Here is a 23,872-nt window from a genome sequence, read left to right as displayed (position 1 = left end):
TTAGTCATACAGATCTGGGCGTCGATCCTTAAATACTGGAATCGGACCACGTACTTTCTTTAATTCTTCCAGATCCAGCTCCGCAAGCGTCAGTCCTGCTTTTTCACCTGCATTGGCAATCACCTTCCCCAACGGATCAACGACCAGCGAGTGCCCATTGTAGCTGTTTTCGGCATCATGACCAACGCGATTGACCGCAACGACAAAAGCCTGATTCTCAATTGCGCGGGCCTTGACCAGTGCCTCCCACTGTTCAATCCGCGGCGTCGGCCATTCAGCTACGACATAGATTACATCGGCACCTTGTTTGGCTACCGTCCGAAACCATTCTGGGAACCGCAGATCATAGCAGATGAAGCTGGCACTCTTGACGCCCTTTAATTCAAAAAAGCTGCCTTGATCGCCTGCCTGAATGAACTCGTCTTCATGCATCAGACCAAACAAGTGCACCTTGTCATAGCTGCCAGTTAGGTTCCCGTTTTGATCATAGATATAGGTCGTATTGTAGTATTGACCGCCCGCACGCACGGTTGCCACCGATCCACCCACGATGGCAATCTGATTTTCCTTGGCGGCGCGAGAAAGCATCTGCTTGGTTCGCCAGCCATCCTGATCAGCCAGCCGTGCCAATTCAGTCAAGGCATAGCCGGTATTCCACATCTCAGGAAATACCACCACGTCTGCGCCTGCTTTGGCCGCGTCTTTGACTGCCTGCGTAACCGTCTGATAGTTGCGGTCAGGATCGCCCAATGCAATGTCGATCTGGGCAACAGCTACCTTAAACGTCATAAAATCACTCCCTTTAATAAAAAAGCCCGCCCTGGTTAAAGGACGAGTTTTTCGTGATGCCACCTTTATTTGCCGTCTTGTCGCCAAAACAGCCTTATCAAGTCATTGACTCAGCGAGATAACGGTCGCTTGCCGGTACTGACTACTCATTTCGCCAATACGCCATTGATCCAGGACCATCTTCATTGCCAAAGTCTGCTCTTTTCCACCAGCCAAGAGCTCTCTGAAAGGCTTATCGCGACTACTCATCCCAGGGGCATTGTTTCGTTTTGATTATGAGTTAATTCTAATCACTTTTTAATGAATGTCAAGGATTATTTTTAAAATCAAAAAGGGCTCATTAGCAGTCGTCGTTTTGCGCAGTCGGCACCATTTTTTGATTGATGCGGTTTAAGAAAATCATCAATCCACAGGCAATCCCGGCATAAACAGCACCGCCTGGCCCAACCGCGCTCAAGCCATGCATCTTAACCAACAGACTGCCCGTTGCCGATCCTAACGCAATGCCAAAATTGGAAAAAATCGAGTTGATTGAAGACGCCATAACTAAAGAAGCCGGATAATCATGAGTCGCGATATCAATAAAGTGAAGCTGAATCGGTGAATTGATCAGATACATCAGCATACCGATCAGCATAATCACGATCAAGGCAAGCCACCGCCAGTCAAGGCTGATCGCCAGCATGGCCAGCAACATGAGCTGCAGACCATGCACAAGCGGCATTTTCCGTAAGCCGCCCAGTTCAACCAGCCGGCCAGAGAACTGATTGCTAAACAACGACATCAAGCCATACAGAAATAAAAGCAGCGTGATCGCGCCTGTCTTAAAATGCAGCGGTCCCGCCAGCAGCGGTCTTAAATAAGTGTAGAAGGTATAGGTTGCAGCCAGATTAAACATCGGCAGCAGCATCCCGATATAGATGCGGCGATCGCCAAAGATTCTAAACTGATCGCTGAATTGTCGTGACGCACCCTGTCTGAGATCAATCGGCAGACTGGCCCGCATCAGAAACAAAATAACCAGACTGACGAAAACGATCACGCCAAATGTGGTCCGCCAGCCAAAGTGCATTGAGATCCAGGTACCCACTGGAACGCCAAAGACCGAGGCAATCGAAAAGCCAGAAAAAATCCAGGCAATCAAGCCGGCTCTTTTTTCAAGCGGCGCCAGACTGTTGGCAAATGTCGTTGCAATCGAGATGATCACCCCGGAAACGATTGCCGTGATCACCCGCGCAGCTACCAGAATCGGATAGCTGGGCGCGGCCATCACCATTGCATTGCCTAGAATAAAAACAATCCATAATACCAGCTCGACTTTCAGCAGACTGCGCGTTCCAATCAGCATCGTAATCAAAGGCGTGCTGATTGCATAAACCAGCGCAAAGATCGTCACCAGCAGTCCGACAACGGTCACCGGCTCATGAAACGTCTTGGCAATATCAGGCAGAACGCCGACGATAATAAATTCACTAAAGCCCAGGGCGAAGGCAATCAAGACCAATACCAGGCTCTGCATTCGATAATTTTTCACTTTTTTCTCCCTACTCCATAAATTCAAATCATTTTTAGTTTAGTCCTGTTTGATTTAGTTAGCCAGCCCATCAATAAAAAAGATCCCAGCTGTCCAAAGCTTGAGACCGGGATCATTCTTAAAATATGTATTAGTTTTTGGCATTTAAAAACTGCTTGCAGATGGCAACGATGCGCTCAGCAGCATGACCATCTCCATATGGATTAGGAGCCTGCGCCATCTTTTGATAGACGGTCTGATCACAAAGCAGCTCCTCCATTGCCTGGGCGACACGATTCGGATCCGTCCCTACCAAGCGCAGCGTGCCTGCCTTGACGCCTTCTGGACGCTCGGTCTCGTCACGCAGCACCAATACCGGCTTGTTTAACGAGGGCGCCTCTTTCTGTACGCCGCCTGAGTCGGTCATAATCAGATAGCTGCGCGCGGCCAGATTATGAAAGTCAACCACGTCTAAGGGAGCAATCAGATGGACATGCGGCTCGTCTTTAAATACCGCCTGGGCAGTCTGCTGCACCTTGGGACTTAGATGCACGGGATAAATGACCTCAACATCGGGATGCCGAGCCACTTCTTTTTTTATGACCTCAAAAACTCGCTGCATGGGGGCACCTTGGTTTTCGCGCCGATGCATCGTCAGCAGAATAATGCGCTGCTGGGGCGAGATCTTAGCCAGAACGTCATGGTGATAATCGCTTTGAACCGTATACTGCAGGGCATCAATCGCGGTATTGCCGGTCACGAAGATCCGACTGGCCCGATGATGCTCCTTTAGCAGATTGGCCTGACTGAGCTTGGTTGGCGCAAAATACAGATCGGCCAGGTCATCGGTCAATTGGCGATTCATTTCTTCTGGATATGGCGAATACTTGTCCCAGGTGCGCAGACCAGCTTCCACATGACCAATTGGAATCTGATGATAAAACGCACTAAGGCTGGCTGCCATCGTCGTACTGGTATCACCATGCACCAGAATCAGATTGGGCTTTTCCTGCTGCAAGACGCGTTCCATCCCCAGCAGAACCCGGCTGGTAATCTGGGTCAGCGTCTGATTGGGCGCCATGATCTTTAAGTCGTAGTCGGGCTTAAAATCAAACACTTTAAAAACGGTCTGCAGCATTTCGCGGTGCTGGCCAGTCGTTACGACCACTGATTTTAAAGCCGGATCTTGGGCCAGCAGCTTGATTACTGGCGCCATCTTGATTCCTTCCGGCCGCGTACCGATTACCGTCATAATCTTCATTTTAGTTCAGTCCTTCCAAAGCCGCGATCACCGTAAGCGTCGCGTCATAATAGTTCTTGCGCGTCAGAGGGCGGCTGAAGATGTACTTTTGACTGTCAAACAGATTGTCAAAGCCTTCGCCACGATGATGACTGACGGCAAAAAAGATCGGTGCCGAAAAGCTGGCCGACTGATACTTAACCAGGCGTTTGCCGCTTAACGAGTAGCCGGCCGTGACATATTGCTGATGACTGAAGAAACGCAGCATCTTCCTTAATATTTTTTGAGCGCGCGGATCATCAGAAGCAGCCATCATCATTGGCACCCGACAAGCATTAAAATCATAGCTGCCATCCTGTTTGGTAGAAATCGTCTTGGGCTTGACCGGCTTGGCAGAATTTCGGGTGATCCAGGCAAAATCCGGTACCAAACCGGTCTGATGCTGGCGGCTCAAGTCAATCAGCCGATCCAGCATTGCATTGTTGACGGTCTGCCAGCGCGAGTCGCCCGTTGTCTCAGCCAAGGTCTTAAACATGAACGGCATCACGTCAGAAGTGCGCATCAGCCGCCAATATGACGAGTCTTTGGTCACCCAGTCGCCAACCGTCAACGCCCTGGTCTGTGGATTATACTCATAGGCCAGAATGTCGCGGCTCAATTTCTTGGCCAGGCTGCGATAATAGTCTGCTTTTGACGGCCACTGTTTGGCAGCCTGCGCCAATGCCATATCGATATACACATCGCCATCGGTTGCACTGTTGACGTCAGCCACCCACTGATGATGCCGGTTATAGCACTGCCGCCAAGACATCAGATACGTCGGCGTCTGGTGCTGATCGCCAACATAATCACGATGCGCCAGCCAATAGTTCACAAAGCGATCAAAATCCTGCCGACTCGCCCAGCCTTTTTTAGCGGCCATAATCGTAATCCACATGCCATAGCCCTGCGATTCGGACAATGCGACTGGCTTTTGATGGTTGTTGTTCGTACTGGTATTGACAAACGACTGATTGGCTCTGGGATGCATGACATAGCTTTTTTCCCAGGTCCGATACATGTTCTGCTGCAGATAGACTGGATTGGTCAGCCGCACCCACAGCAAGGTTCCCAGATAAACCGCGGCAATCAGGCCTACGAAGATCCAGGTATATTTATTGAGCTTCATTGCAATCTCCCATCATCAATCATCAAAACGCTTGGTCTTTACCCAGACGTTGCCGTTACGGTGCAGGATCGCATCCAAAGTTACCGAGATGACCGCGTGAACGGAAACGACGATAAACAGCTGCGAATAGGTAAAGTAAGAGGCCAAAGCAAGCCAAAGCTGACTGGTAGTCGCCTGGCCAAACTGCGTCGACATGGCAATGCTGATCTGCAAAACGTACAGGTTGATCATCAAAAGCCAGTTGAACAAAAGCAGCTGCGCAATTAGGATGTTGCTTTCGCCAAAAGTAAACGGCACCGTCAGACTCGGTACTACCATTCGCAAAAGCAGCGTGACCACGTTGGCAAAAAAGATCACGTCTGATAAAACGATCGCCGCGTTAAACCAAAAGAACGTACATGAGTAATAAAACGTCTCCAGCTTAACGCGCCAGTTGCTGCGGTCAAACAGATGTCTAAAATTATGGATCACCACTTGATAGTTGCCCTTGGCCCAGCGCAATCGCTGAAAATAGTAGTCATGTACCGTCTCAGGCTCCTGTTGAAAGGCCTCTGAGTTATAGGCCAATGCAATCAAACGGTTCTGCTGCATGATCTTAAACGAGATATCGGTATCTTCCGTCAATGCCCCATTGCGCCAGCCGCCAATTGATTTGACGAATCTGGTCTGAATGATGAAATTGGTTCCCGGAATCCGGCCAATCTTAAACATGTGCCAGATGCCGCAATGCTGGATTCGCTGAGTTACGACGATTTCTTGATTAATACAGCGCGTCAGAAAGTTCTGCTGTGCATTTCGCGTTTTGTTACGACCAAATACCGCCACATAGCGTTCAGGATCCTCCAACGCTTTTTGCACCAGAAAATACAAGGCATTGCGTTCAGGAATGGCATCCGCGTCGTAAACGCCAATATATTCGCCATGCGCGATCTTTAGGGCATCGTTGAGCACCCCTGCCTTGCCGCCCGTGCCATGACGATTGATGATCTTGACGTTGCGGCCAAAATAGCGGGGCTGCGCAATCAAGCGGTGCATCTCTTTTAGCGTATCGTCAGTACAGTTATCGGCGTACAGCAGCAGCTCGACCTTGTCTTGCGGGTAGTTGAGCTCCAAAATCGCCTTGGCAGTCTGGGCAATCACGATTTCTTCATTATGAGCCGGCACGACCAGGGTGATCATGGGATAGCGTTTCAATGGCAAGACATCAGCGCGAATCCGGCTGTGCTTGAACCAAAAACTGGTTGCCCCGCTCAGCGTAATGATCGACATCAACAGTGAAAGCCAGATTGACACCAGCGTCACGACCATCATTATTTCACTGATCATCAGTTGACTTCACCCCCAGTTCCTGCAGCCGCCGCTTGATGTGTTCTTTAGGCGGCAATTTTAAAAGATCATCTTTGGCCTGTGTCAGATCGTTTTTGACTGGGCCATGCGTCTCCATTTCCTCAATGCGATAGTAGATGATCCAGTTGCAGATAAACAAAATAACCATCGCCACCAAGAACAGCAGCGTAATTACCGTCGCCAGCCAAAAAAAGATCCTAACCATCGATCACATTTCCTTTCAGATATTCAGTGACAATGTCAGTCTCCATTTCCCGCTGCAGATGCCGATCAACCTTTTCAAACGTCATAAAGTGTGCCACGTTTTGCCGATCGATCTTCTGCGTCCCCCATTTATACTGAGCCACGGCCCCATTGATTTCGATCTTGCTGAGCAGGTGCTTGGTCTGATCGTTCAGCTGCTCCAATACGCGATCCGACAGTTCATGAGAAATAATCATAAACGTGGCATTGCCAAGGTAGTAAAGCGATTCAGAAGGCAAACGGTCGATTTTTAAAACCCGCGCGATCTCTTGAAGCATCTGATTATATTCCTGCTCGTGAAACTGCTGAAACTGAGTACTGTGCGTCCAATGTACGGCCGATACGTTGGTCCAGAGATTGATATCGTCGCGATCATGAATGTACAGCATGCACTTTTCATACAGCTTAACCGCATTATAGCGAGTCAGCAGCTTAGTGACGGGATCATAGTGAGCCGCATATGACTGAATCTCGCTGCGGTTTTTGTCCAGCCAGCCCCAACCTGTTATCATTTCTCTAGCCACCAGTGTTAATGAGGCAATCACCGGAAAAGTAAACAGCAAGGCCAGCTTGATCGGGGCCGCGATCACTACATAGCCAAGCAGCAGAATTGCACTGCCCAGCGTCGTTAATGCAATGATCAGCCAACTGATTAAAATGCTGGGGATCATCATCCCTACCAAAACGCCCAATCCGATCATAACGGCCATGGCAATCATCATATTGGTCTGGTAAAGCGATGACCAGATGATCAAGGCCATCGAAGCAATGATTACCATCATAATCGCCAATTGAAAAAACAGAATCGAATGTCGACGAAACATTGTCATTCCTCCATCCTGATTTTTGATTAATAAAGATAAAACGTACCACTAATATAATTATTTTTACTAAAAGTTACAATCAGTATATTTATTGATCAGACGCTAATTGTAAGCAATAGAAACGATCTTATAAAATCTAGACGGCCTTATTTCTATAATTATTTTTATAAATAAATTTTGATTAAGCAAGCTGTCAGCAATGGCCTGATTTTAAGGTATTTCAGAATTCTTATCTTGATTTATCGATCACATAAATGGGGCTCGCTGGATCTGGCCGGCATTAGTGATATCTGTCGCGGACCTTAATCAATCATCTCAAGCTGGGTCAAAAAGGGCTCCCAGTCAGTGGGCGTTGTCAGGCTGCGACATTGACGTTCAACAAGCAGCATCCTGAGCAATTTTTTAGGCAGCAGCGACTGGGCAATCGAGCTGTCGTTTGCTTTGAATTAAATTCTTAAAATTCTGCTGGCCGGATTTACGATGATTGCTGGTCAACTTTGTGAAAGAAAACAAGCTTTAACCAGCAGTCAACGTTAAAACTACCTACTATGGGCTGTTTTTTGACTGAAAGCAGGTAACTGCATACTCGTTCAATCTGAATTTACCTACTTACAACGCCTTTTTTAAAAATCGTAGGTAAATATGTATATTTATGGGCTGATTGGGTCAGACCGACTTTGTGAATTACCTACTATTGCGCGTTTTTCGGCAAATCGTAGGTAATGTTAGGTACACCTAACTCGATATACATTGTTTTTTACCTATTATGCATCGATTTTTGACGAAAAGTAGGTAATGATTTTTTCGTCATATATTTTATGCAGGATTTTTTGCATAATGGGTGCTGGCGATGCAGAATTACCGCTTTTATACTTTTAAAAACTGTTGGCTGATCTGATCAACTGACTTAAGACTTGCCACGCACCAATCCAGCCTTGACCTGCAGCCAAAAGCAAGCCGCCATCCCCTGGTTGAGAATTTCAGTGCCATTTCTCAACTGAAAGCGGTTCTGCTGATTATTGAGCGAAACGCCTCCTTGACGATTTGATGCCGCGGCTGTCAATCCATTGATCTAATAAAACCCGACAAAAAAACTGCCAGCTAAGCAGCTGACAGTTTGCATTTCATTAATTGTAATTGTTGGCTGAAAAATCAATGAAACTAAACTCAATAATCATTCGCATTACTTGTTTTCATTAACGGCATCGGACAAGGCCTTTCCCAGACGCTTCAAACCTTCTTCGATCTTGTCTTCCTGCATGTTGGAGTAGTTCAGACGGAAGGTGCCGGGTTCTGGCTTACCGGCAAAGAATGGATCGCCGGGCACGAAGGCAACCTTTTCCTTTAAGCACTTCTTGAACAGCTCAACCGTATCCGTAACCCCGGGAACCTTAACCCAAAGGAACATTCCACCTTCTGGATTCGTGTACTTGACACCTTCTGGGAAGTACTTCTTCATGCCTTCAATCATCAAGTCCTTGCGCTTGCCATACAGAGCACTGATTTGGTCAACGTGCTTGTTGATATCGTTTTGCGCAAAGAATTCAACAACGGCCCATTGTGCAAGCTGATCAGTGTGCAGGTCGGTTGACTGTTTCAGAACCGTCAGCTTGTCGATAACTTTCGGATCACCCAGAACCCAGCCTAAACGGAAACCTGGGGCCAGGATCTTGGAGAACGTGCTCATGTACAAAACATGGTCAGTCGTGTCAAATGCCTTGATAGCTGGTACGTGTTCACCTTCAAAGCGAATATCGCCGTATGGGTTGTCTTCCAGCACCATGACGTCGTATTTAGCTGCCAGTTCGGCAACCTTCTTACGGCGATCAACCGGCATCGTCTTGCCAGTTGGGTTTTGGAAGTTGGAAACCGTGTAAAGCAGCTTGGCCTTTGGGTGGTTCTTCAAGGCTTCTTCCAGGGCATCGACACGCAGTCCCTGGTCATCTTGAGGAACGGAGACAAACTTGGCGCCATAGGAACGGTAGACATCCAGCGCACAAAGGTAGGTTGGATCCTCTACCAAGACTTCATCGCCTTCATCAATAAATGCCTTGCCGACCAGATCCAGCACTTGTTCAGAACCAGTCGTTACCATGACGTTTTCTACTTTTGAATCAATGCCTTCACGTTCCTTAACGCGCTTGGTAATCAGTTCGCGCAGTTCCGTTACCCCGCGCGATGCACCATATTGCATGGCTTCGCGGCCGTGTTCGTCAAAAACCGTATCGACCGCTTTTTTCATTTCTGCGACGGGGAACAGTTCTGGCGCTGGCAGGCCCCCGGCAAATGAAATTACTGATGGATCAGCCGCTGCTGCCAGGATTGCACCAACTGCGTCCGTACCATCTGCAGGAACCCGTTTTGAAAATTGAACCATTCCGATCACTCCTATTCATTCTTAGAAACAAATTATTAATGAATCTCATTAAATTTTAATATGGCTATTATAATAGTCGCATTTTTTTAATTCTGCAAGTCCTTTTGGCAAAAAAAATTAAGTCGTAGCGATCCGTCAGTTGACATGGCGGCGCAGAGTCTGCATCAGCAATTGCTTGGCAGCCGCTGAAACCGTCATGCTATGATTTTTGGCATACTGCTGTAATTCTTGATAGGCAGCCATTTCTTCCGGTGTTTTCCAAATGATTCCCGTTACCTGGCCATGTTCTTTTTGCATTTTTTCACCTTCCATTGGTTTTTGTCCATTTTAACATTTTTATGCTTCAAAAATTATCGTGAGTAGTTTCACAAAATCTTTTGAAATTGGTGTGTACCCAAAAAGTTGGAATTGAATATTAATTACTTGTAAACTGAATAAAAATTTTTCTTAGGCAACTAGCCGTGCTTCATATTGAAGTGGGGTCAGGTTGCCTAATTTTGTTTGTATCCGGCGGTGGTTGTAGTAGTCAATCCACTCTTCAATGGCTTGAGTTAAGTCTTCTTGATTGGCATAATCAGTGTCCGGCTTGATCTCTGCTTTAAGTTTGCTAAAGACGGTCTCGCAGGCGGCGTTATCCAGACACGTTGCTCGATGGGACATGCTTTGACGAATCCGACCATGCTTTAATAAGACTCGCCAGGCACGATGCTGATACTGCCAGCCTTGATCTGTATGCAGAGTTAATTGATACCCAGTGTGCGGTAAAAGATCGATTAGCTTGCGCAAAGGCTTAAGGCTGAATTCCAGGGTTGGATGCGTCCCGATTTCCCAAGTCAGAATCTGGTTGGTTGCCAGATCCTTGACAATTTCCAGATAAACCTTACTGCCGTCCTTAGCCTTCAATTCAGTAATGTCGCAGACCATCTTTTGATATTTGCGATTGCTCATAAAGCGACGACGGATTACGTTTTTAGCCTTCTTACCCGACGGACCTTTGGAAGAATCGTACTTGCGGCGGCGTTTGCTGTATTTCGTACATTGAAGGCCCATCTCACGCATCAAGCGGTAAATTCGCTTGTGATTGGGCAGTGGACGATTAATAATTCGGTAGTAGTCACGCACCTGCGCGCTCAGTCGACGAACGCCATAGTCGCCTTCAAAATATTCAAACAGGCCCTTGATGACGGATTTAAGCTCTTCTTCGGCTTCATTAGGGTGTTCAAATTTGGCCTGCCAATACTGGTAAGTTGACATAGAGATTGGCAGTGCTTCAATCAGGTCTTTCAAACGATATTTTGCCTTGAGGTCATAAATTACTTGGGCAAGTTCTTTTTTGGATGCTTTCTCAAGGCTGCCAATTTTTTTGAGGCATCGAGTTGAATCTTTAAGGATAAGTTCTCTTTTTGGAGAAGCTGATTCTGTTTTTTTAAACGTTGAATCTCTTTCTCGTGATTTGAGCTCATGTTTTGATTTCCTTCCTGGTCGTAGTTTTAAGAGGGCCGGTGCTCCATGTTCGTTGTACTGACGCTCCCATTGATAGACAGAGCCTGATGAACGAAAGCCAAAGTGGATACAGGTCTCTGGAATGGAAGCTCGGTTTTGTTGTTTCCACTTTACCAGATTTAAGCGGAAATCCCCAGTTACGGTTGGTGGATTCAATAGTTTTTCCTTGCCGAAACGTGCATAAATACCCACGCAGATTTGAAAGTCAAGCTTTGCAATCCCGTATTTGCGAGCGATCCCCCGCAGTGAACTTGCCGTTGTACAGTACTCTTCAATTGCCTTGATCTTAGTCTCTATGCTGATTTTGGTCATAAAAATACCCCCAAAGTTGTGTTTCCAACTTTGGGGGTACGGGTCAAATGCTTGAACCACTGCCTGGCTTTTTTTATACTTGTATTTAGAAACTAGAAATGAGGGGATCAAATGGATTACTTGATCGGCGTAAACATCGGTACCACCTGCACCAAGGCGGTTTTATATGACCAGGACTTTAATGCGTTGGCTAGCGCGTCTCGTTTACATCATCTATTCCGCGATGAGCCGGAGATGTTAGAAGAAGACCCAGACGAAATCTTTGAGACGGTCGTTGATACGCTGCACGAGGTCGTTGGCCAGGCAGATCTAAACAATGGCACGCTGCGGGGCGTCTCTTTCTCAAGCATGATGCACAGTCTGATTGGTTTAAACCGCGTCAACAAGCCACTGACGCGCGTATTGACCTGGGGCGACAATCGTGCAGCCAAGTATGCGGCCGAAATGAAGCAAAACGGCGAAGGACTAAAGATCTATCAGCGTACGGGCACGCCAACTCATCCCATGGCCCTGCCATATAAGCTGATCTGGCTTAAAAATGAGCATCCTGAGATTTTTGAGCGCACGACCTGCTGGCTGGGCATCAAAGACTATGTGTTCTGGCGGCTGTTTGGCGTTTTGAAAACCGATATCTCATCAGCCAGTGCTTCAGGTCTGTTAAATCTAAAAGAGCTTGATTGGGACAAGGAAACCCTCAAGCTGATTGGCATTTCAGCCGACCAACTGCCGCAGCTGGCCAGTCCATATGAACAGGTACGGGGACTGCGCAGCCAGATTGCCACTAAGATCGGTCTGCCAATGGATACGCCATTTATCCTGGGCGCAGCTGACGGACCAATGGATAATCTGGGAGTTGGCGCCCTGGATCAGGGAACCACGGCTATTACGATTGGCGATACTTCCGGCGCGGTCCGGGTAATTACTGATCAGCCGCGCTTTGACATCGAAGGGCGTTTGTTCTGCTATGCCCTGGATGAGGAGCACTGGGTCGTTGGTGGTCCGATCAATGCCGGCAATACGGTGTTCAGCTGGGCTGGCGACAAACTGTTTGCTCCAGAAAAGCAGCTGGCCAACATGATGCATGAAGAAAGTCTGGATGTCGTGGCCAAGATTGCTAAAACGATTCCTGCTGGCTCAGACGGTCTGATCTTTCATCCTTTCTTAAACGGCGAGCGGGCCCCAATGTGGAATGCCAACGCCCGGGGATCGTTCTTTGGCTTGACGCCGCACCACACTCGGGCACACATGGCACGGGCCGTTTTGGAGGGAACCGTCTATGAGCTTTATGCAATCAGTCTAACCTTGGAAACGGTCGTCGGCGAACCACGGCAGATCATGGCAACTGGTAATTTTGCCCGGTTTGGCCTGTGGCGGCAAATCCTGGCCGATGTCTTTCAAAGTCCCGTGGCCATTCCGCAAGAACAGGACAGCCGAACCTTGGCCGCCGTTGTCATGGGCATGAAGAGTCTGGGAATGATCAAGAAAATCGATGTCATCAAAGAACACCTTAAAAAAGCCGCAACCTGCCAGCCAGATCCGGCCACCTATGACATCTATCAATCGCTGGTGCCAATCTATGTACAGCTCAGCAGCGATCTGCAGCAGGAATACAATGCAATCGCCGACTTTCAGCATAAGTACTGTCATTTTAACTAGTAAAAAAGAGCGCGTTTTACCGTGCTCTTTTTTTTCAGCAATGCTACTTTCCCCAAAGTGTCTGCATGACGTAATCCAGGATCGCCTTTTTTTCATGCAGCTGACGATGAGTGGTTTTGGGATACCAGCGCTGTACGTATTTGACCGAGGTGTTCTTAAACAGCGTTGCCATCATTTGCGACTGGATGTTGGGAACCTCGCCATCCGTCTTTTGATCAGCCTCTTTGCCCATAATGTTGTAGACCGTTTCATTGTTAGCAAACCGTGCCTTTTTTACCTGTCGCAGCAGCTGCTTGAATTCTGCGTCCCGCGACTTTTTAAACAGCCAGGCCGTATACTTGGTATTGGTACCAAAGCTTTCTTCTACCGGCACGCCCAGCAGCACGATTTTTTGAAACGCGATTTCTTTTTGCAGCTTATGATTGCTTAGATAGGCGTGGAGAAATTCCGTTCCGCCATAAGAATGCGCGACGATATTCAAACGCTTGACGTGATAGCGCTGATGCAAAACGATCAAGACCTGCGTCAGCTGATGCATCTGCGGTTTGAACGAAACGTTATAATTCCAGTCATACAGAATCTGAATCAGCGGATTTTTCTGACCTTTGAGACTACCCTTGACGCGCACCTGACCAGTCGGCGAGACGCGCACGACCATGGCACTTTGCGCGATATTTTCATTTTGAGCGCGCTTGATAAACGTATTAAAGGTAATCGTATTGCCGCCCTGTCCCGGGATCAAAAGCGTCGGCGTATCGGTATAGCTGACATCAGAGCGCAGCCGATGCATATTCAAGGGCTGGCTGGGCGTTCCCTTCAATAAATAAAGCTGAACGGCCATCGCAATTACGATAATGCCAAAAATCAGGTACCACAACCGTTTTAAGACTATCTTGATCACCAGCTGCTTTTTATTCAGCATTACCATCATCCCTTATCATCAAACTAGCCTAATTATAACGCACCGCTGATTAAGCAAAGATTAAAAAAGACTCAAGGTCGATTCGTTTTCAATGCGTTTTAAAGCTGAACGTGCTATAATCTTGCCAACAAAATCAAGTCGCGTTTATAAAGGAGATGACCGTATGCTGATCATTTTGGAGAAAATTGGCTGGGGAATGCTGGCACTGACTGGTTTTGTCGGTGGCATTATTGGGTTGGCACTGCCCGTAATCCCTCAGGTACCATTTTTCCTGCTGGCGCTGTTTGCGCTCTCTAAACTGTCGCCCCGCTTCCATCGCTGGCTTACGAGTCGCCACTGGTATCAGCGCATGGTCGTTCCGGTATTGGAAAAGTTCCATGCCAAGCGCCAAACCAAAAAGCGCGTGCTGATCAAAGCGGAACAAGACTAAGCAAGCTGACCAAACAAAAAGGATTTTAGCCTCGTGCTAAAATCCTTTTTATCTTGACTGTTTGTTTTTAGAGACGTCATGGCTAACCATGGTCATCGCTGCCAATGCCAGACCGAAAACGATCAAGAAGACATCAAAATAGCCAAACCAGGTTGACCAGCTGCCTTGATATAAAACCGCTGACAAAAAGATCAAGATGCCGCCCCAGAAAAAGACGTCCTTATAAAATTCTCGATTAAAACGCATCTGCCAAACCTTCCTTGAGTTAATTGTTTGATTAAACTATCTCTAGAAGATATTGTAAACCCTTTCGCCTGCTAATTTCAATTCTAAACTAAAATCGGCTGTTCAAAGAAGATTGTCTAGCCAAACAGTCGAGCCCAAAAGCCTTTCTTTTTTCTTGGCGGTTCGGCAGCTGCTGAACGTTCTGGCTCTGTTGCTGTTTCCTTGGCAAAGTCGTCATCTTCAAGATAGGGATCGGGCTCGCCAATCCACTTGAAAAAGGCATCCTCTTTGATCTCCATAAACTTGCCGCGCTTGCCGTTGATGCCATCGACACAGATCTCAACCGGCAGCGCATTGCGGTACTCTTCAATACTATCGGCACTGAAGCCGTTAAAGGTATTGAGCTTAGAGATGTCAAACAGCAGACTGTGCTTATCGGCATAGTGCTTAAAGTCCTCAGTCTGCGTCAGATACAGCTTGGCCCACCGACTCCGCGCGCTTTCGCGAAAATCGTCGCAGATGGCATCGGCAAAGAAATCAGGCAATGGCAGATCCGCCATCTCATAATATTCTTTGAAAAGCTTGCGCGTATTGGCCAAAAAGTCCAACCGCCCCGTCTGTTTATCAAAAGTCCGCCATGGCGTCTCGTCGTCACTGAGCAGGGTAGCCATTCGAACGACAAAATCCTTAAAGAGCGTGTTGTTTAGAGTCTGCCGGACGTTGTAGATATATTTATTGGCCTCGCCTTTTTGCGCCTCGTCAATCACCTTGTCGATCTGCAGATAGTAGGTCCGGCGCGCCGTTTCTCGCAGCATGGTGAACCCGGAGTCATAATTGGTCGTACCAATCAAAGGCGCCACGGCATGTGGATGGTTGACCAGATCATTCATGGTGTCAACGATCAAGTGCCGACTGTATTGATCCTGCTGGAAGAAGTAGGGTTCAATCTCATCAACCAAGACTGGGTAGGTACTGCCAGTCTTCATATAGTGCTCTAAAGCCTGAACCGTCTTCAGCTTCTTTTGCGGCGTCTCGGTTGGATAGATCGTGCCAAAGTCAATCAACGAGCGGTCCGTATTCCAGGTCAGCTGATTGATGATTCTAAGCAGCGTTGACTTGCCTGAGCCTGCCGTAGCCCCCAATACCAAAAAGTTGGGAACGTCATTGCCGTCTTCCGGATTGAGACTGGCCTTGGAACGGATCTCCCATAAAAATGGCGCCGTAAAGCTGTATAAAATAGCCTCATAAAAGCGTCGGCCATAATCAGGCGTGTAGTCGACCACGTACTTGGCATAACCCTGCATAACGGCATCAATGCTCTTTAAGCCGTCGCGGATCTCACTGATGGTGGCCAGCTTGCCAAATGGAATTGGGTAGGTTCCTGCATCGTTTGGCACGTACAGGCCGCTGTTGTCATTGGCCAGATTCCGCTCCATTGGCCGATCATACAAAAACGTGGTGTATTTTTTCTCGGCCGAGCGTTCCTGCGGCGTCATGTCAGTCATCAACGTCTGCCGCACTCGTTTATAGATCTTTTCGCGCGTCTTAAGCGTTGGCTTGGCCGCGCGTGGCGAAACCGAGTCTTTTTGCAGGTTGAAGATGGCATCCTGTTGATGAATCGAACGCTCCAGCTCATCTTTTACCAAGGCCCGATCAGTCGTAATATCGCGCATGGCCTTGGTAATCTCCTGGCCAACGATTCCCCGATCGATCTGCTGCTGGACGTCATGCGAAATCAGCTCAGTCATATCAGCAATCGCGATCTGGTCAGTCGTCTCATTGCCAAGAATGATCACGTTGCCGACGTCCTTACCGGCTTTTTGATCCTTTTTCATGGCATCCAGCTGTTTTTGCGCGGCACTGAGCAGCTCAGTAGAAAAATAATTTTTTAAGACTGGTTTAAGATCATTCTTAAACCGTTGCATAAAATTAGTGTATAAAGGACTATTATCAAACACCAGTACTTCTTCAAGCTGATTATGATGCTCATCAAAAGAAGCCGCGGTTAGGTTGATGCTACCCAGGATTACCCGCGTCTGAGCGCCGGTATCATCGCTAAGCAGATAAAAGCGCGAATGAATGGCCTGTACGGGAGCCTGCTCAACCGTGTACAGGCCATTCAGCACGTTCAGCTGATTCTGCCCGCTCAAGGCCTCAAACAAACGCGCCGGCTGCTTATTGGCGGCGGCCAGCAGTGCATTCGTCAAAGCACCTTTAGTGGCCGTCTCATCCGCAGTCTGCGGCGTTGTCTGTTCTGGGGCGCCCAGGGCAATCTCAACTTGGATAAAGTCGCTGAGATGCTGATTAAAAAAGTCGGCATCCAGCTCTCCGGTAACCGCTGTCAAGCGACTGAAGCGGCGGGTGTCAAACAGCTGACGAATCGTCAAGCGTGGCACCTCTTGATTATTAAAAACGTAGTGGACCCGTCGTCTTTGACTGGCCGAATTTTGCGTCGTCGTACTCATAAACTGGTTCCTTCTTCGTCATCGTTTTATACTATGTTCCATTTTGCTGTATTTTTATAACGTTTGCAAGTTTTGGCCCTAAAGAATGACAGGCAAATTTATGTGCACTCACCAGGATTTTATTTTATGCAAAAACCAAATTACTCAAAAATTCTGTGAATTCTATAATATGTGCATTAATTGCAAAAATTGTTTCGTGAAACCGTTTATCTATAACGTTAAAAATTTCAAATTTTTTAGTTAGATTTAAAAAGAGGGGGTGCCGGAAATTTTAAATATAGGCGAGAATATCAGAGCCTTCCGTAGAAGCCTCGGGATAACACAAGAAAAACTTGCTGAAGAAAGCGGTTTGTCTGTCAATTTCATCTCACGACTAGAGAGAACAAGTGATCAAAACGTCAGCATCAAAACGCTTAACAAGATTGCCCACGCCATGCAAATCTCAACTGCACAATTGGTCGAGGACAGTCAGCGTGACCGCGAAACCTCTCTTTCAGTTAATCAGTTAATCTACCAGCTAAAATCGATGGATCCACAGCAGGCTGATAAAGCAGCCTATGCGATTTTACAGTTGATTGACGCGATTAAAGACACACAGTAAAAAAACAGTCGGCGTAATTTTTCGTCGACTGTTTTTTTATTAATTGCTTGCCGTTACAGCCCCAGTTGCATAGTTGACTACGATATTGTTTTGAACGTTGGGCACGAAGACGTTAAACTCAAGGCTGCCGTCACTGGATTTAGCTTCAATATGCGCGCCTGATGGAACCAGATTGGCACCATCATAAATATCGGTTACCCGATAGCGAACTTTTTTATTTTGATCCAGCGCCTTTCTGACCAGTCCTTCATAGTAGTTCTGCCCAGTTGAGCTCTCGCTGGCTGCCTCATTGGCCCAAGCCGTCTGCGTGGCAATGTTTTTAGGATTCGACTCTGAGGCATCAAAGCCCGAAATCCCGCCAACCAGCGCATAACCCAGCAGGTGGCCGCGATCATAGGCATGCGATGGACCATTGGCAAGATTCGTCGCCTGCAAAAAGCCCGCTGGTTTCCAACTGGTAGCGCCGTTGCCAGTCTGGTCACGACTGCGATACTGACGCGTCGTCTTGTTCAGCCAAGCCTCGCCTCGCCAGGCTCGTCCGCGGCTGTCGGTATAGTTGACGGCATATGGCGCACTGCTGACGCTGGCATTCAGCTGGGTCTGGTTATTGTTGACGATGTATGCACCATGCCCATTCCAAGTCAGACTGCCGCCCAGCTGCTGTTTAACGCCTTCTGACAAAACCGAGGCTGCCTTGGTCTGACTGGGCGTAATCAGCGTACTGGAACCCTGCCGACTGCCAGTTGAGCTGCTGGTCTTGTTAACCAGGCCATTCAGCTTTTCTTTTAACTGACTGGCTAAAACGGCTGAACTGCTGGCGGTGCTGGTAGCCGTGGCTGAATTGCCGGTCTGTGTCCCCGGCTTGATCAGACTGCTGAGGGCAAACAAAACTACGAAAGCCGTCAGCCAATGCAGGACTCGACGCGTTTTCTTCTTCATTTATTTCTCCTTGACTATCAAATGATTATTAATATTGCAGTTTCTCGTGTTTAAATGCTTCTTTGACCATCCTGCCCAACAGCTTGGTGCTCTCAGTCAGCGAGACCTGCGCCATCTGCTCGTTGACTTGCGTCAGTTCGGCACTGACCTCATCGACTGTCTGCACATGCGCGTCGGTTTGGGACTGCAGCTGACGACAGGCCGCCATGACCGTCTGCTCAAAGCCTTCTTCCATCATTTCATAGCGCTGATAGTTCTGATCGCCCAGCGCCGCCAGCGTATGCGTCAGCCAATACATATTCTGCAGATCAAAGTCGCTGGTCGTATTCTTATATGGTGCCGGCGTATCTTCAACGTTGGCATAAAACGGCACCACGGCATTAAACGTATTGGGACCAAATGCCAGCCAGTGCACGCCCGCAATCGAGTCCGGCACGTGATTTCTGATCTGCAGCATGTGAATTTCAAGATTTCGGTTTAACGCGATCGGTCGATATTTGTGCTGATCGTTTGCAGATCCCTGACCATATGGATCAAAGTCGGTATGCTGAAAATGCATGCTCATTGCCTGCTTAATGTCTTCAATCGCCAGTTTGCGCTTTGGATGACAGACAAATGGCAGATCCTGGTCAGTCGGAAGTTTTTGTTCCTCATCGCTCAGCAGCTTTTGCACGTACCAGGCGCGCGGATAATTATAGCGGGCATCGCTGGCCGTACGACTGCCAAAGATCTCGCGCAGGTTCAGGCCATGTTCAGGATTCAAGTGATAACGATTGATAAAAGTCGGCAGATCAGCTGCATACATGGTCGCATCGCTTTCAAAGTCATAATCGGTAATGTTGAACTGATTTGGCGCGATCACATAGGCATCATCGGGAATCTTTAAAGCCGCCCAGTGATGACCGCCAATCGTTTCAAAATACCAGACCTCATCTTGATCACTAAACGCAATACCATTGGATTCATAAGTGCCATATTTTTCCAAAAGATGGCCCAGCCTTTTGACGCCTTCGCGAGCCGATTTGATATAAGGCAGTACCAAGGTGACAAAATCCTCTTCGCCAATCCCGCTGTCCGAATTGTACGGGTCGGCTCCCAGGACGCGGGCATTGGTCGTAGCGGTTTCGGTTGCGGTCATGGCAACGTTGGCGGCATTGATGCCACCAGCCGCAAAAACACCGGCACTATCATCGGCATCAGGCACGGCTGTATACTTGAGCGGATTTTCCGGCAGCTCAAGCGTAAAGCTGGTCGTCTTAGAGGCATAGTGGCGCGGCTGCTCCTCTGGCTTGACGACAACAAAGCGCTGTGGATCAAACGCGTTGCTATAGTCTTCTTGACGACAGATCAAAGTCGATCCATCAATCGTGGCCGCCTTCCCAGCCAAAAAAGTCGTACAGGTATGTTTCACTGCGATCCCTTCCTTAATTCATGATTATTGAAAATTATAGCATACTGTCCCTGCTAAAAAGCGCCTGGCCAATTGACCAGACGCTAATTTAATTTCCATTAATTTTTCTTTAAATGATGCTCATTTTCAAAATCAGCTTCTTCGCTGGCCTCGGGTTCCTCATGCTTGCGGACCCGAATAAAGTAGATCAGCGACATGATTGCCAAGAAGACTACCCCGACCGAAACTGAAACCCGCGTATCTGGATTGATAAACATGAATGCCAGAATAATCAGCAGGGCTGCCGTGGCAAAATAGTTGTAGAACGGATACAGCGGCATCTTAAATGGGTGGTTCTTCATTAGATCGGCATTTTGTTTTCTAAACTGCAATTCAGAAAGCAGGATGACGAACCAAGGCACCATCCCAGGCAGAACCGAGGCACTGTAGACGATGACGAACAGATTGGAAGCCGTTTTGCTCATCTGCGTCAAAATGGTGTTAAGGATAAAACCAACCAAAATCCAGCCGGCAATCGTTAAAATCGCGACGTTTGGCACCACGCGCTTGGACAGCTTGGAGAAGAATGGCGAAACCTCATGATCAACCGACAGCTTAAACAGCATCCGGCTGGCACTGTAGATTCCCGAGTTGGCACCCGACATTGCTGCCGTCAATACGACAAAGTTGATCAGACCAGCTGCTCCCGTGATGCCGACTTTTTCAAACGTTTCAACAAATGGGGAGCCAACCGTGCTCAGCTGATTCCAAGGATAGATGGAAACGATCACGAAAATAGCTCCAATGTAGAAGATCAAGATTCGCCAGATAACGGATTTAACCGACTTAACGATGGCTTTTTGCGGTGAGGCCGTCTCCCCTGCCGCGATCCCCAGCAGCTCGATTCCTTGATAAGACCCAGCAATCACTGCCAGCGAGAAGAAGAAGCCCTTCCAGCCATTCGGGAAAAAGCCGCCGTGCGACCAAAGATTGGACAGACCGACTGGATGCCAGTTGTTGCCCAGCCCAAAGACGATCACCATCAAGCCGACCACGATCATCAAGATAATCGTAACGACCTTAACCATGGCAAACCAAAATTCCAATGATCCATAAGCTTTTGCCGAAACCAGATTGGCCAGCGTCAAGATAACGATCAGAATAATACCGGAAAGCCAGTCTGGCAGATTTGGCCACCAATAGTTCAAATACTGCGACATCGCAATCACGTCTGAGATCCCGACAATAATGAACTGAAAGACATTGCTCCACTTAACCAGATATCCCGACAATGGATTGATGTATTTGGTACCATAATCGGCAAACGATCCCGTGCCTGGATTTAAATAGATCATTTCTCCCAAGGCCCGCATCATGGCATATAAAACCAGGCCAACTACGGCATAGGCCAACAGAACTGATGGACCGGCCCATTTAATGGTTGAGGTGGCCCCCATAAACAAACCACTGCCGATCGTCCCACCGATAGCAATCATTTCCATCTGCCCAGTCGTCATTGACCGGCGCAGATGATTGTTGTTCTGCTCTTCCATAAAAAAACTCCTTTATTTTTAACCAAACAAAAAGCCGATCGAATCCACCCATCTCAATCCCACTTAAGATTTATCAAGTGGTTGAGCGGATTCGATCAGCTGTTGGCTGCATTATTGATATCCAGATTGAAGAACTCAACCACTTTAGTTTGTTGTGGTTGAGGTGGAGGTTAGCTGAATTAGGTACATTTCACATTGCATATTTAGCATTTCAACTTCCTCCTTAAAACTTAGTATGCTATTAGAATAGCATTAGAAAACAATTTATGCAACTCGTTTGTCAATTTTAAACAACTAATGACGAACCTGACCATTGCCGATGATCTGATACTTGATCGTCGTCAACTGCTCCAGCCCCATTGGCCCTCTGGCATGCAGCTTTTGCGTGCTGATGCCGATCTCAGCCCCAAAGCCAAACTGACTGCCATCCGTAAACCGTGTTGAGGCGTTGATGTAGACGCAGGCTGAATTGATCCGGTTCAAAAAGGCCTGTCCGCTTGCCAGATTATCGGTAATAATAGCTTCTGAATGGTGGGTACTGTGGGCATTGATATGCTTGACGGCATCATCAAACGAATCAACGACCTTCACTGCCATGATCAAGTCATTATATTCAGTATCCCAATCGGCTGCACTGGCTGGCTGCATGTCAACGATCGCCTGGGCCCGCTCATCACCGCGCAACTCGACGCCGTGAGCCCGCAGACTCTTGGCCAGGACCGGCAGATAGGCAGCGGCCACGTCTTGGTGAATCAACAGCTTTTCGGCCGCGTTGCAGACGGATGGCCGCTGCACCTTGGCATTGACCACGATTGCCTGCGCCATTTTCAGCTGCGCGTCCTTATCAACATAGATGTGGCAGTTGCCGGCACCAGTTTCGATTACCGGAACCGTTGCCGTCTTAACTACGCGCTGAATCAAGCCGCGGCCGCCCCGGGGAATCAAAACGTCCAGATAATCGTTAAGGTGCATCAAGTCGCCGGCCGTTTCATGACTGGTATCAGTTATCAGCTGCACGCTGTCTTTTGGCAGATCCTGGTCTGACAGTGATTGCCGCAAGACATTGGCCAAAGCGGCATTGGTATGCAGTGCTTCCTTACCGCCCCGCAGAATTACGGCATTGCCGCTTTTAAACGTCAAGGCTGCGGCATCAACGGTAACGTTTGGCCGCGCCTCAAAGATAATGCCGATTACGCCTAAAGGAACGCGTTTTTGCAGAATCTGCAGCCCATCAGCCGTATACCAGCCCTTGTCGATCTTGGCAACTGGATCTGGCAGCTGCGCGACGGTCTTTAAGCCGGCTGCCATGTCTTCAATGCGCTTTTCATTGATCAGCAGCCGATCGGTAAATTTCTTGGGCATATCAACTGCCTGCTGCATATCAAGCTGATTGGCCGCGATGATTGCATCTTTAGCGGCTAAAAGATCCTGGGCCATCTGCAAAAGCGCCTGGTTTTTGGCAGCGGTATCCAGCAGCATCAGTTCCTGTTCGGCTGCCTGAGCGCGCTGACCCATTTTAATCAATGTCTCGTTCATTTAAAATTCCTCCTTGTCAGTTGCTAACGGCTTGATTGAATGCCGGCCAAAATGAGTGCCAACTGGCTGACCATTGACCACCTTTAAGATTACCCGCGGATCCTGACCATTGCACAGAACCATTTGCCGATCCGCGTTTAAAATCGTTTCGGCAGCTTTAAGCTTGGTAACCATTCCGCCCGTGCCAAAGCGCGTTGATGAACCGGTCGCGCTCAATCTGATTGCCGGAGTGAGTTCTGCAACGTTTTCAATCAGCTTGGCATCGGCATTTTTGTGCGGATCCTCGTCAAACAGACCATCAATGTCCGACAAAACGATCAGCAGGTCGGCCCCGATCCGCGTGGCTACTAAAGCCGAAAGCTCATCATTGTCGCTGAAGGTCGTGTGATGATCCAGCTCGTCGACACTAACGGGGTCGTTTTCATTAATAATGGGAACGATCTTTTGCTGCAGCAGGGCCTCAATCGTATTCAAGACGTTGGTGCGATTAAGCGGATATTCCAGATTGTCGCGCGTCAACAAAAGCTGCGCTATTCGCGTCTGATAGTCCAAGAAGCGCTGAGAGTAGATGCGCATCAGCTCGACTTGTCCTAAAGATGCCAACGCCTGCTGCTCAGCAATGGCTGCCGGCCGCTGCGTTTTATTCAGACTGGCTAGCCCCGCCCCCATGGCCCCCGAAGATACCAAGACGACCTGATAGCCGGCATTGTTCAGTGCAGACAGCGAATAGGCCAAGCGATCAATTGAAGGCAGATTGATCCGCCCGTTTTTCATTACCAGACTGCTGGTCCCTACCTTGACGACCAGCCGCCGAATCATTTTTGCTTCCATATGCTTAC

At 48.1% G+C, this 23,872-nt stretch carries 21 protein-coding genes and 1 other annotated feature; of the genes, 3 read left to right on the top strand and 18 right to left on the bottom strand.

The window, feature by feature from the left end:
• From ABC765_RS04800 to ABC765_RS04755, 10 genes are all read right to left on the bottom strand, one after another.
• Window positions 1-789, bottom strand: a complete 789-nt coding sequence (locus tag ABC765_RS04800) for a carbon-nitrogen family hydrolase (protein ID WP_347980858.1) — start codon at window positions 787-789, stop codon at window positions 1-3.
• A gap of 35 nt (window positions 790-824) precedes the next feature.
• Window positions 825-1,061, bottom strand: a binding site (T-box leader).
• Between the two features lie 68 nt (window positions 1,062-1,129).
• The gene (locus tag ABC765_RS04795) at window positions 1,130-2,323 is read right to left on the bottom strand and encodes an MFS transporter (RefSeq protein ID WP_347980857.1); all 1,194 of its coding nucleotides are present in this window, start codon (window positions 2,321-2,323) and stop codon (window positions 1,130-1,132) included.
• Window positions 2,324-2,453: 130 nt separating this feature from the next.
• Complete coding sequence (gene wecB / locus ABC765_RS04790; RefSeq protein WP_347980856.1) at window positions 2,454-3,563, bottom strand: non-hydrolyzing UDP-N-acetylglucosamine 2-epimerase; 1,110 nt, start codon at window positions 3,561-3,563, stop codon at window positions 2,454-2,456.
• A gap of 1 nt (window position 3,564) precedes the next feature.
• Complete coding sequence (locus ABC765_RS04785; protein WP_347953167.1) at window positions 3,565-4,710, bottom strand: glycosyl hydrolase family 8; 1,146 nt, start codon at window positions 4,708-4,710, stop codon at window positions 3,565-3,567.
• Between the two features lie 15 nt (window positions 4,711-4,725).
• The gene (locus tag ABC765_RS04780; RefSeq protein WP_347963513.1) at window positions 4,726-6,036 is read right to left on the bottom strand and encodes a glycosyltransferase family 2 protein; all 1,311 of its coding nucleotides are present in this window, start codon (window positions 6,034-6,036) and stop codon (window positions 4,726-4,728) included.
• The gene (locus ABC765_RS04775; RefSeq protein WP_347953166.1) at window positions 6,026-6,262 is read right to left on the bottom strand and encodes a hypothetical protein; all 237 of its coding nucleotides are present in this window, start codon (window positions 6,260-6,262) and stop codon (window positions 6,026-6,028) included. The genes ABC765_RS04780 and ABC765_RS04775 overlap by 11 nt, the downstream gene beginning before the upstream one ends.
• Entirely contained in the window at window positions 6,255-7,124 is an 870-nt protein-coding gene (locus tag ABC765_RS04770) for a hypothetical protein (RefSeq protein WP_347953165.1), read from the bottom strand. The genes ABC765_RS04775 and ABC765_RS04770 overlap by 8 nt, the downstream gene beginning before the upstream one ends.
• 1,183 nt (window positions 7,125-8,307) lie before the next feature.
• The gene (locus tag ABC765_RS04765; protein WP_033935374.1) at window positions 8,308-9,501 is read right to left on the bottom strand and encodes a PLP-dependent aminotransferase family protein; all 1,194 of its coding nucleotides are present in this window, start codon (window positions 9,499-9,501) and stop codon (window positions 8,308-8,310) included.
• A 135-nt stretch (window positions 9,502-9,636) separates the two neighbouring features.
• Window positions 9,637-9,798, bottom strand: a complete 162-nt coding sequence (locus tag ABC765_RS04760) for a hypothetical protein (RefSeq protein WP_347963512.1) — start codon at window positions 9,796-9,798, stop codon at window positions 9,637-9,639.
• Window positions 9,799-9,948: 150 nt separating this feature from the next.
• Entirely contained in the window at window positions 9,949-11,316 is a 1,368-nt protein-coding gene (locus ABC765_RS04755) for an IS3 family transposase (protein ID WP_347964342.1), read from the bottom strand.
• Between the two features lie 111 nt (window positions 11,317-11,427).
• Here ABC765_RS04755 and ABC765_RS04750 point away from each other — a divergent pair, with 111 nt between their 5' ends.
• Window positions 11,428-12,972 (top strand): FGGY family carbohydrate kinase, encoded by a 1,545-nt coding sequence (locus ABC765_RS04750; protein WP_347963511.1) that lies wholly within the window; start codon window positions 11,428-11,430, stop codon window positions 12,970-12,972.
• A gap of 43 nt (window positions 12,973-13,015) precedes the next feature.
• Here the strand turns inward: ABC765_RS04750 and ABC765_RS04745 are convergent, their stop codons facing one another.
• A complete protein-coding gene (locus tag ABC765_RS04745; RefSeq protein WP_347953162.1) occupies window positions 13,016-13,894 on the bottom strand; it encodes an alpha/beta hydrolase in 879 nt (292 codons plus the stop codon).
• Window positions 13,895-14,057: 163 nt separating this feature from the next.
• Here ABC765_RS04745 and ABC765_RS04740 point away from each other — a divergent pair, with 163 nt between their 5' ends.
• Window positions 14,058-14,324, top strand: a complete 267-nt coding sequence (locus ABC765_RS04740; protein ID WP_045025535.1) for a DUF454 family protein — start codon at window positions 14,058-14,060, stop codon at window positions 14,322-14,324.
• Between the two features lie 48 nt (window positions 14,325-14,372).
• On the opposite strand, the gene ABC765_RS04735 is transcribed toward ABC765_RS04740, so the two are convergent.
• The gene (locus ABC765_RS04735; protein WP_347953160.1) at window positions 14,373-14,570 is read right to left on the bottom strand and encodes a hypothetical protein; all 198 of its coding nucleotides are present in this window, start codon (window positions 14,568-14,570) and stop codon (window positions 14,373-14,375) included.
• 116 nt (window positions 14,571-14,686) lie between these two features.
• The gene (locus tag ABC765_RS04730) at window positions 14,687-17,014 is read right to left on the bottom strand and encodes an ATP-binding protein (protein ID WP_347953159.1); all 2,328 of its coding nucleotides are present in this window, start codon (window positions 17,012-17,014) and stop codon (window positions 14,687-14,689) included.
• A 259-nt stretch (window positions 17,015-17,273) separates the two neighbouring features.
• On the opposite strand from ABC765_RS04730, the gene ABC765_RS04725 reads away from it, so the two are divergent.
• Entirely contained in the window at window positions 17,274-17,615 is a 342-nt protein-coding gene (locus ABC765_RS04725) for a helix-turn-helix domain-containing protein (protein ID WP_045025376.1), read from the top strand.
• A 39-nt stretch (window positions 17,616-17,654) separates the two neighbouring features.
• On the opposite strand, the gene ABC765_RS04720 is transcribed toward ABC765_RS04725, so the two are convergent.
• From ABC765_RS04720 to proB, 5 genes are all read right to left on the bottom strand, one after another.
• Entirely contained in the window at window positions 17,655-18,554 is a 900-nt protein-coding gene (locus ABC765_RS04720) for a DNA/RNA non-specific endonuclease (protein WP_347980855.1), read from the bottom strand.
• 28 nt (window positions 18,555-18,582) lie between these two features.
• Window positions 18,583-19,965, bottom strand: coding sequence for a C69 family dipeptidase (locus ABC765_RS04715; protein WP_376752316.1), 1,383 nt, complete (start codon window positions 19,963-19,965; stop codon window positions 18,583-18,585).
• A gap of 98 nt (window positions 19,966-20,063) precedes the next feature.
• Window positions 20,064-21,497 (bottom strand): amino acid permease, encoded by a 1,434-nt coding sequence (locus ABC765_RS04710; RefSeq protein WP_347980854.1) that lies wholly within the window; start codon window positions 21,495-21,497, stop codon window positions 20,064-20,066.
• Window positions 21,498-21,791: 294 nt separating this feature from the next.
• Window positions 21,792-23,033: a glutamate-5-semialdehyde dehydrogenase gene (locus ABC765_RS04705; protein ID WP_347980853.1), complete on the bottom strand. Its 1,242-nt coding sequence runs from the start codon at window positions 23,031-23,033 to the stop codon at window positions 21,792-21,794.
• Entirely contained in the window at window positions 23,034-23,864 is an 831-nt protein-coding gene (proB, locus tag ABC765_RS04700; protein WP_347980852.1) for a glutamate 5-kinase, read from the bottom strand. It lies immediately after the preceding gene.
• Between the last annotated feature and the right edge of the window lie 8 nt (window positions 23,865-23,872).

The organism is Limosilactobacillus sp. WILCCON 0051 (genome assembly GCF_039955095.1).
Taxonomy (GTDB): Bacteria; Bacillota; Bacilli; order Lactobacillales; family Lactobacillaceae; genus Limosilactobacillus; species Limosilactobacillus allomucosae.
This window is presented reverse-complemented; position numbering and strand designations above follow the sequence as displayed.

What these genes read in the sequence shown, in the direction of transcription:
- ABC765_RS04775 (WP_347953166.1), bottom strand. Translation starts at nt 6,262, where the DNA reads ATGGTTAGGATCTTTTTTTGGCTGGCGACGGTAATTACGCTGCTGTTC.
- proB (WP_347980852.1), bottom strand. Translation starts at nt 23,864, where the DNA reads ATGGAAGCAAAAATGATTCGGCGGCTGGTCGTCAAGGTAGGGACCAGC.
- ABC765_RS04735 (WP_347953160.1), bottom strand. Translation starts at nt 14,570, where the DNA reads ATGCGTTTTAATCGAGAATTTTATAAGGACGTCTTTTTCTGGGGCGGC.
- ABC765_RS04720 (WP_347980855.1), bottom strand. Translation starts at nt 18,554, where the DNA reads ATGAAGAAGAAAACGCGTCGAGTCCTGCATTGGCTGACGGCTTTCGTA.
- ABC765_RS04740 (WP_045025535.1), top strand. Translation starts at nt 14,058, where the DNA reads ATGCTGATCATTTTGGAGAAAATTGGCTGGGGAATGCTGGCACTGACT.
- ABC765_RS04755 (WP_347964342.1), bottom strand. Translation starts at nt 11,316, where the DNA reads ATGACCAAAATCAGCATAGAGACTAAGATCAAGGCAATTGAAGAGTAC.
- ABC765_RS04765 (WP_033935374.1), bottom strand. Translation starts at nt 9,501, where the DNA reads ATGGTTCAATTTTCAAAACGGGTTCCTGCAGATGGTACGGACGCAGTT.
- ABC765_RS04745 (WP_347953162.1), bottom strand. Translation starts at nt 13,894, where the DNA reads ATGCTGAATAAAAAGCAGCTGGTGATCAAGATAGTCTTAAAACGGTTG.
- ABC765_RS04760 (WP_347963512.1), bottom strand. Translation starts at nt 9,798, where the DNA reads ATGCAAAAAGAACATGGCCAGGTAACGGGAATCATTTGGAAAACACCG.
- ABC765_RS04730 (WP_347953159.1), bottom strand. Translation starts at nt 17,014, where the DNA reads ATGAGTACGACGACGCAAAATTCGGCCAGTCAAAGACGACGGGTCCAC.
- wecB (WP_347980856.1), bottom strand. Translation starts at nt 3,563, where the DNA reads ATGAAGATTATGACGGTAATCGGTACGCGGCCGGAAGGAATCAAGATG.
- ABC765_RS04800 (WP_347980858.1), bottom strand. Translation starts at nt 789, where the DNA reads ATGACGTTTAAGGTAGCTGTTGCCCAGATCGACATTGCATTGGGCGAT.
- ABC765_RS04785 (WP_347953167.1), bottom strand. Translation starts at nt 4,710, where the DNA reads ATGAAGCTCAATAAATATACCTGGATCTTCGTAGGCCTGATTGCCGCG.
- ABC765_RS04780 (WP_347963513.1), bottom strand. Translation starts at nt 6,036, where the DNA reads ATGATCAGTGAAATAATGATGGTCGTGACGCTGGTGTCAATCTGGCTT.
- ABC765_RS04770 (WP_347953165.1), bottom strand. Translation starts at nt 7,124, where the DNA reads ATGTTTCGTCGACATTCGATTCTGTTTTTTCAATTGGCGATTATGATG.
- ABC765_RS04710 (WP_347980854.1), bottom strand. Translation starts at nt 21,497, where the DNA reads ATGGAAGAGCAGAACAACAATCATCTGCGCCGGTCAATGACGACTGGG.
- ABC765_RS04705 (WP_347980853.1), bottom strand. Translation starts at nt 23,033, where the DNA reads ATGAACGAGACATTGATTAAAATGGGTCAGCGCGCTCAGGCAGCCGAA.
- ABC765_RS04750 (WP_347963511.1), top strand. Translation starts at nt 11,428, where the DNA reads ATGGATTACTTGATCGGCGTAAACATCGGTACCACCTGCACCAAGGCG.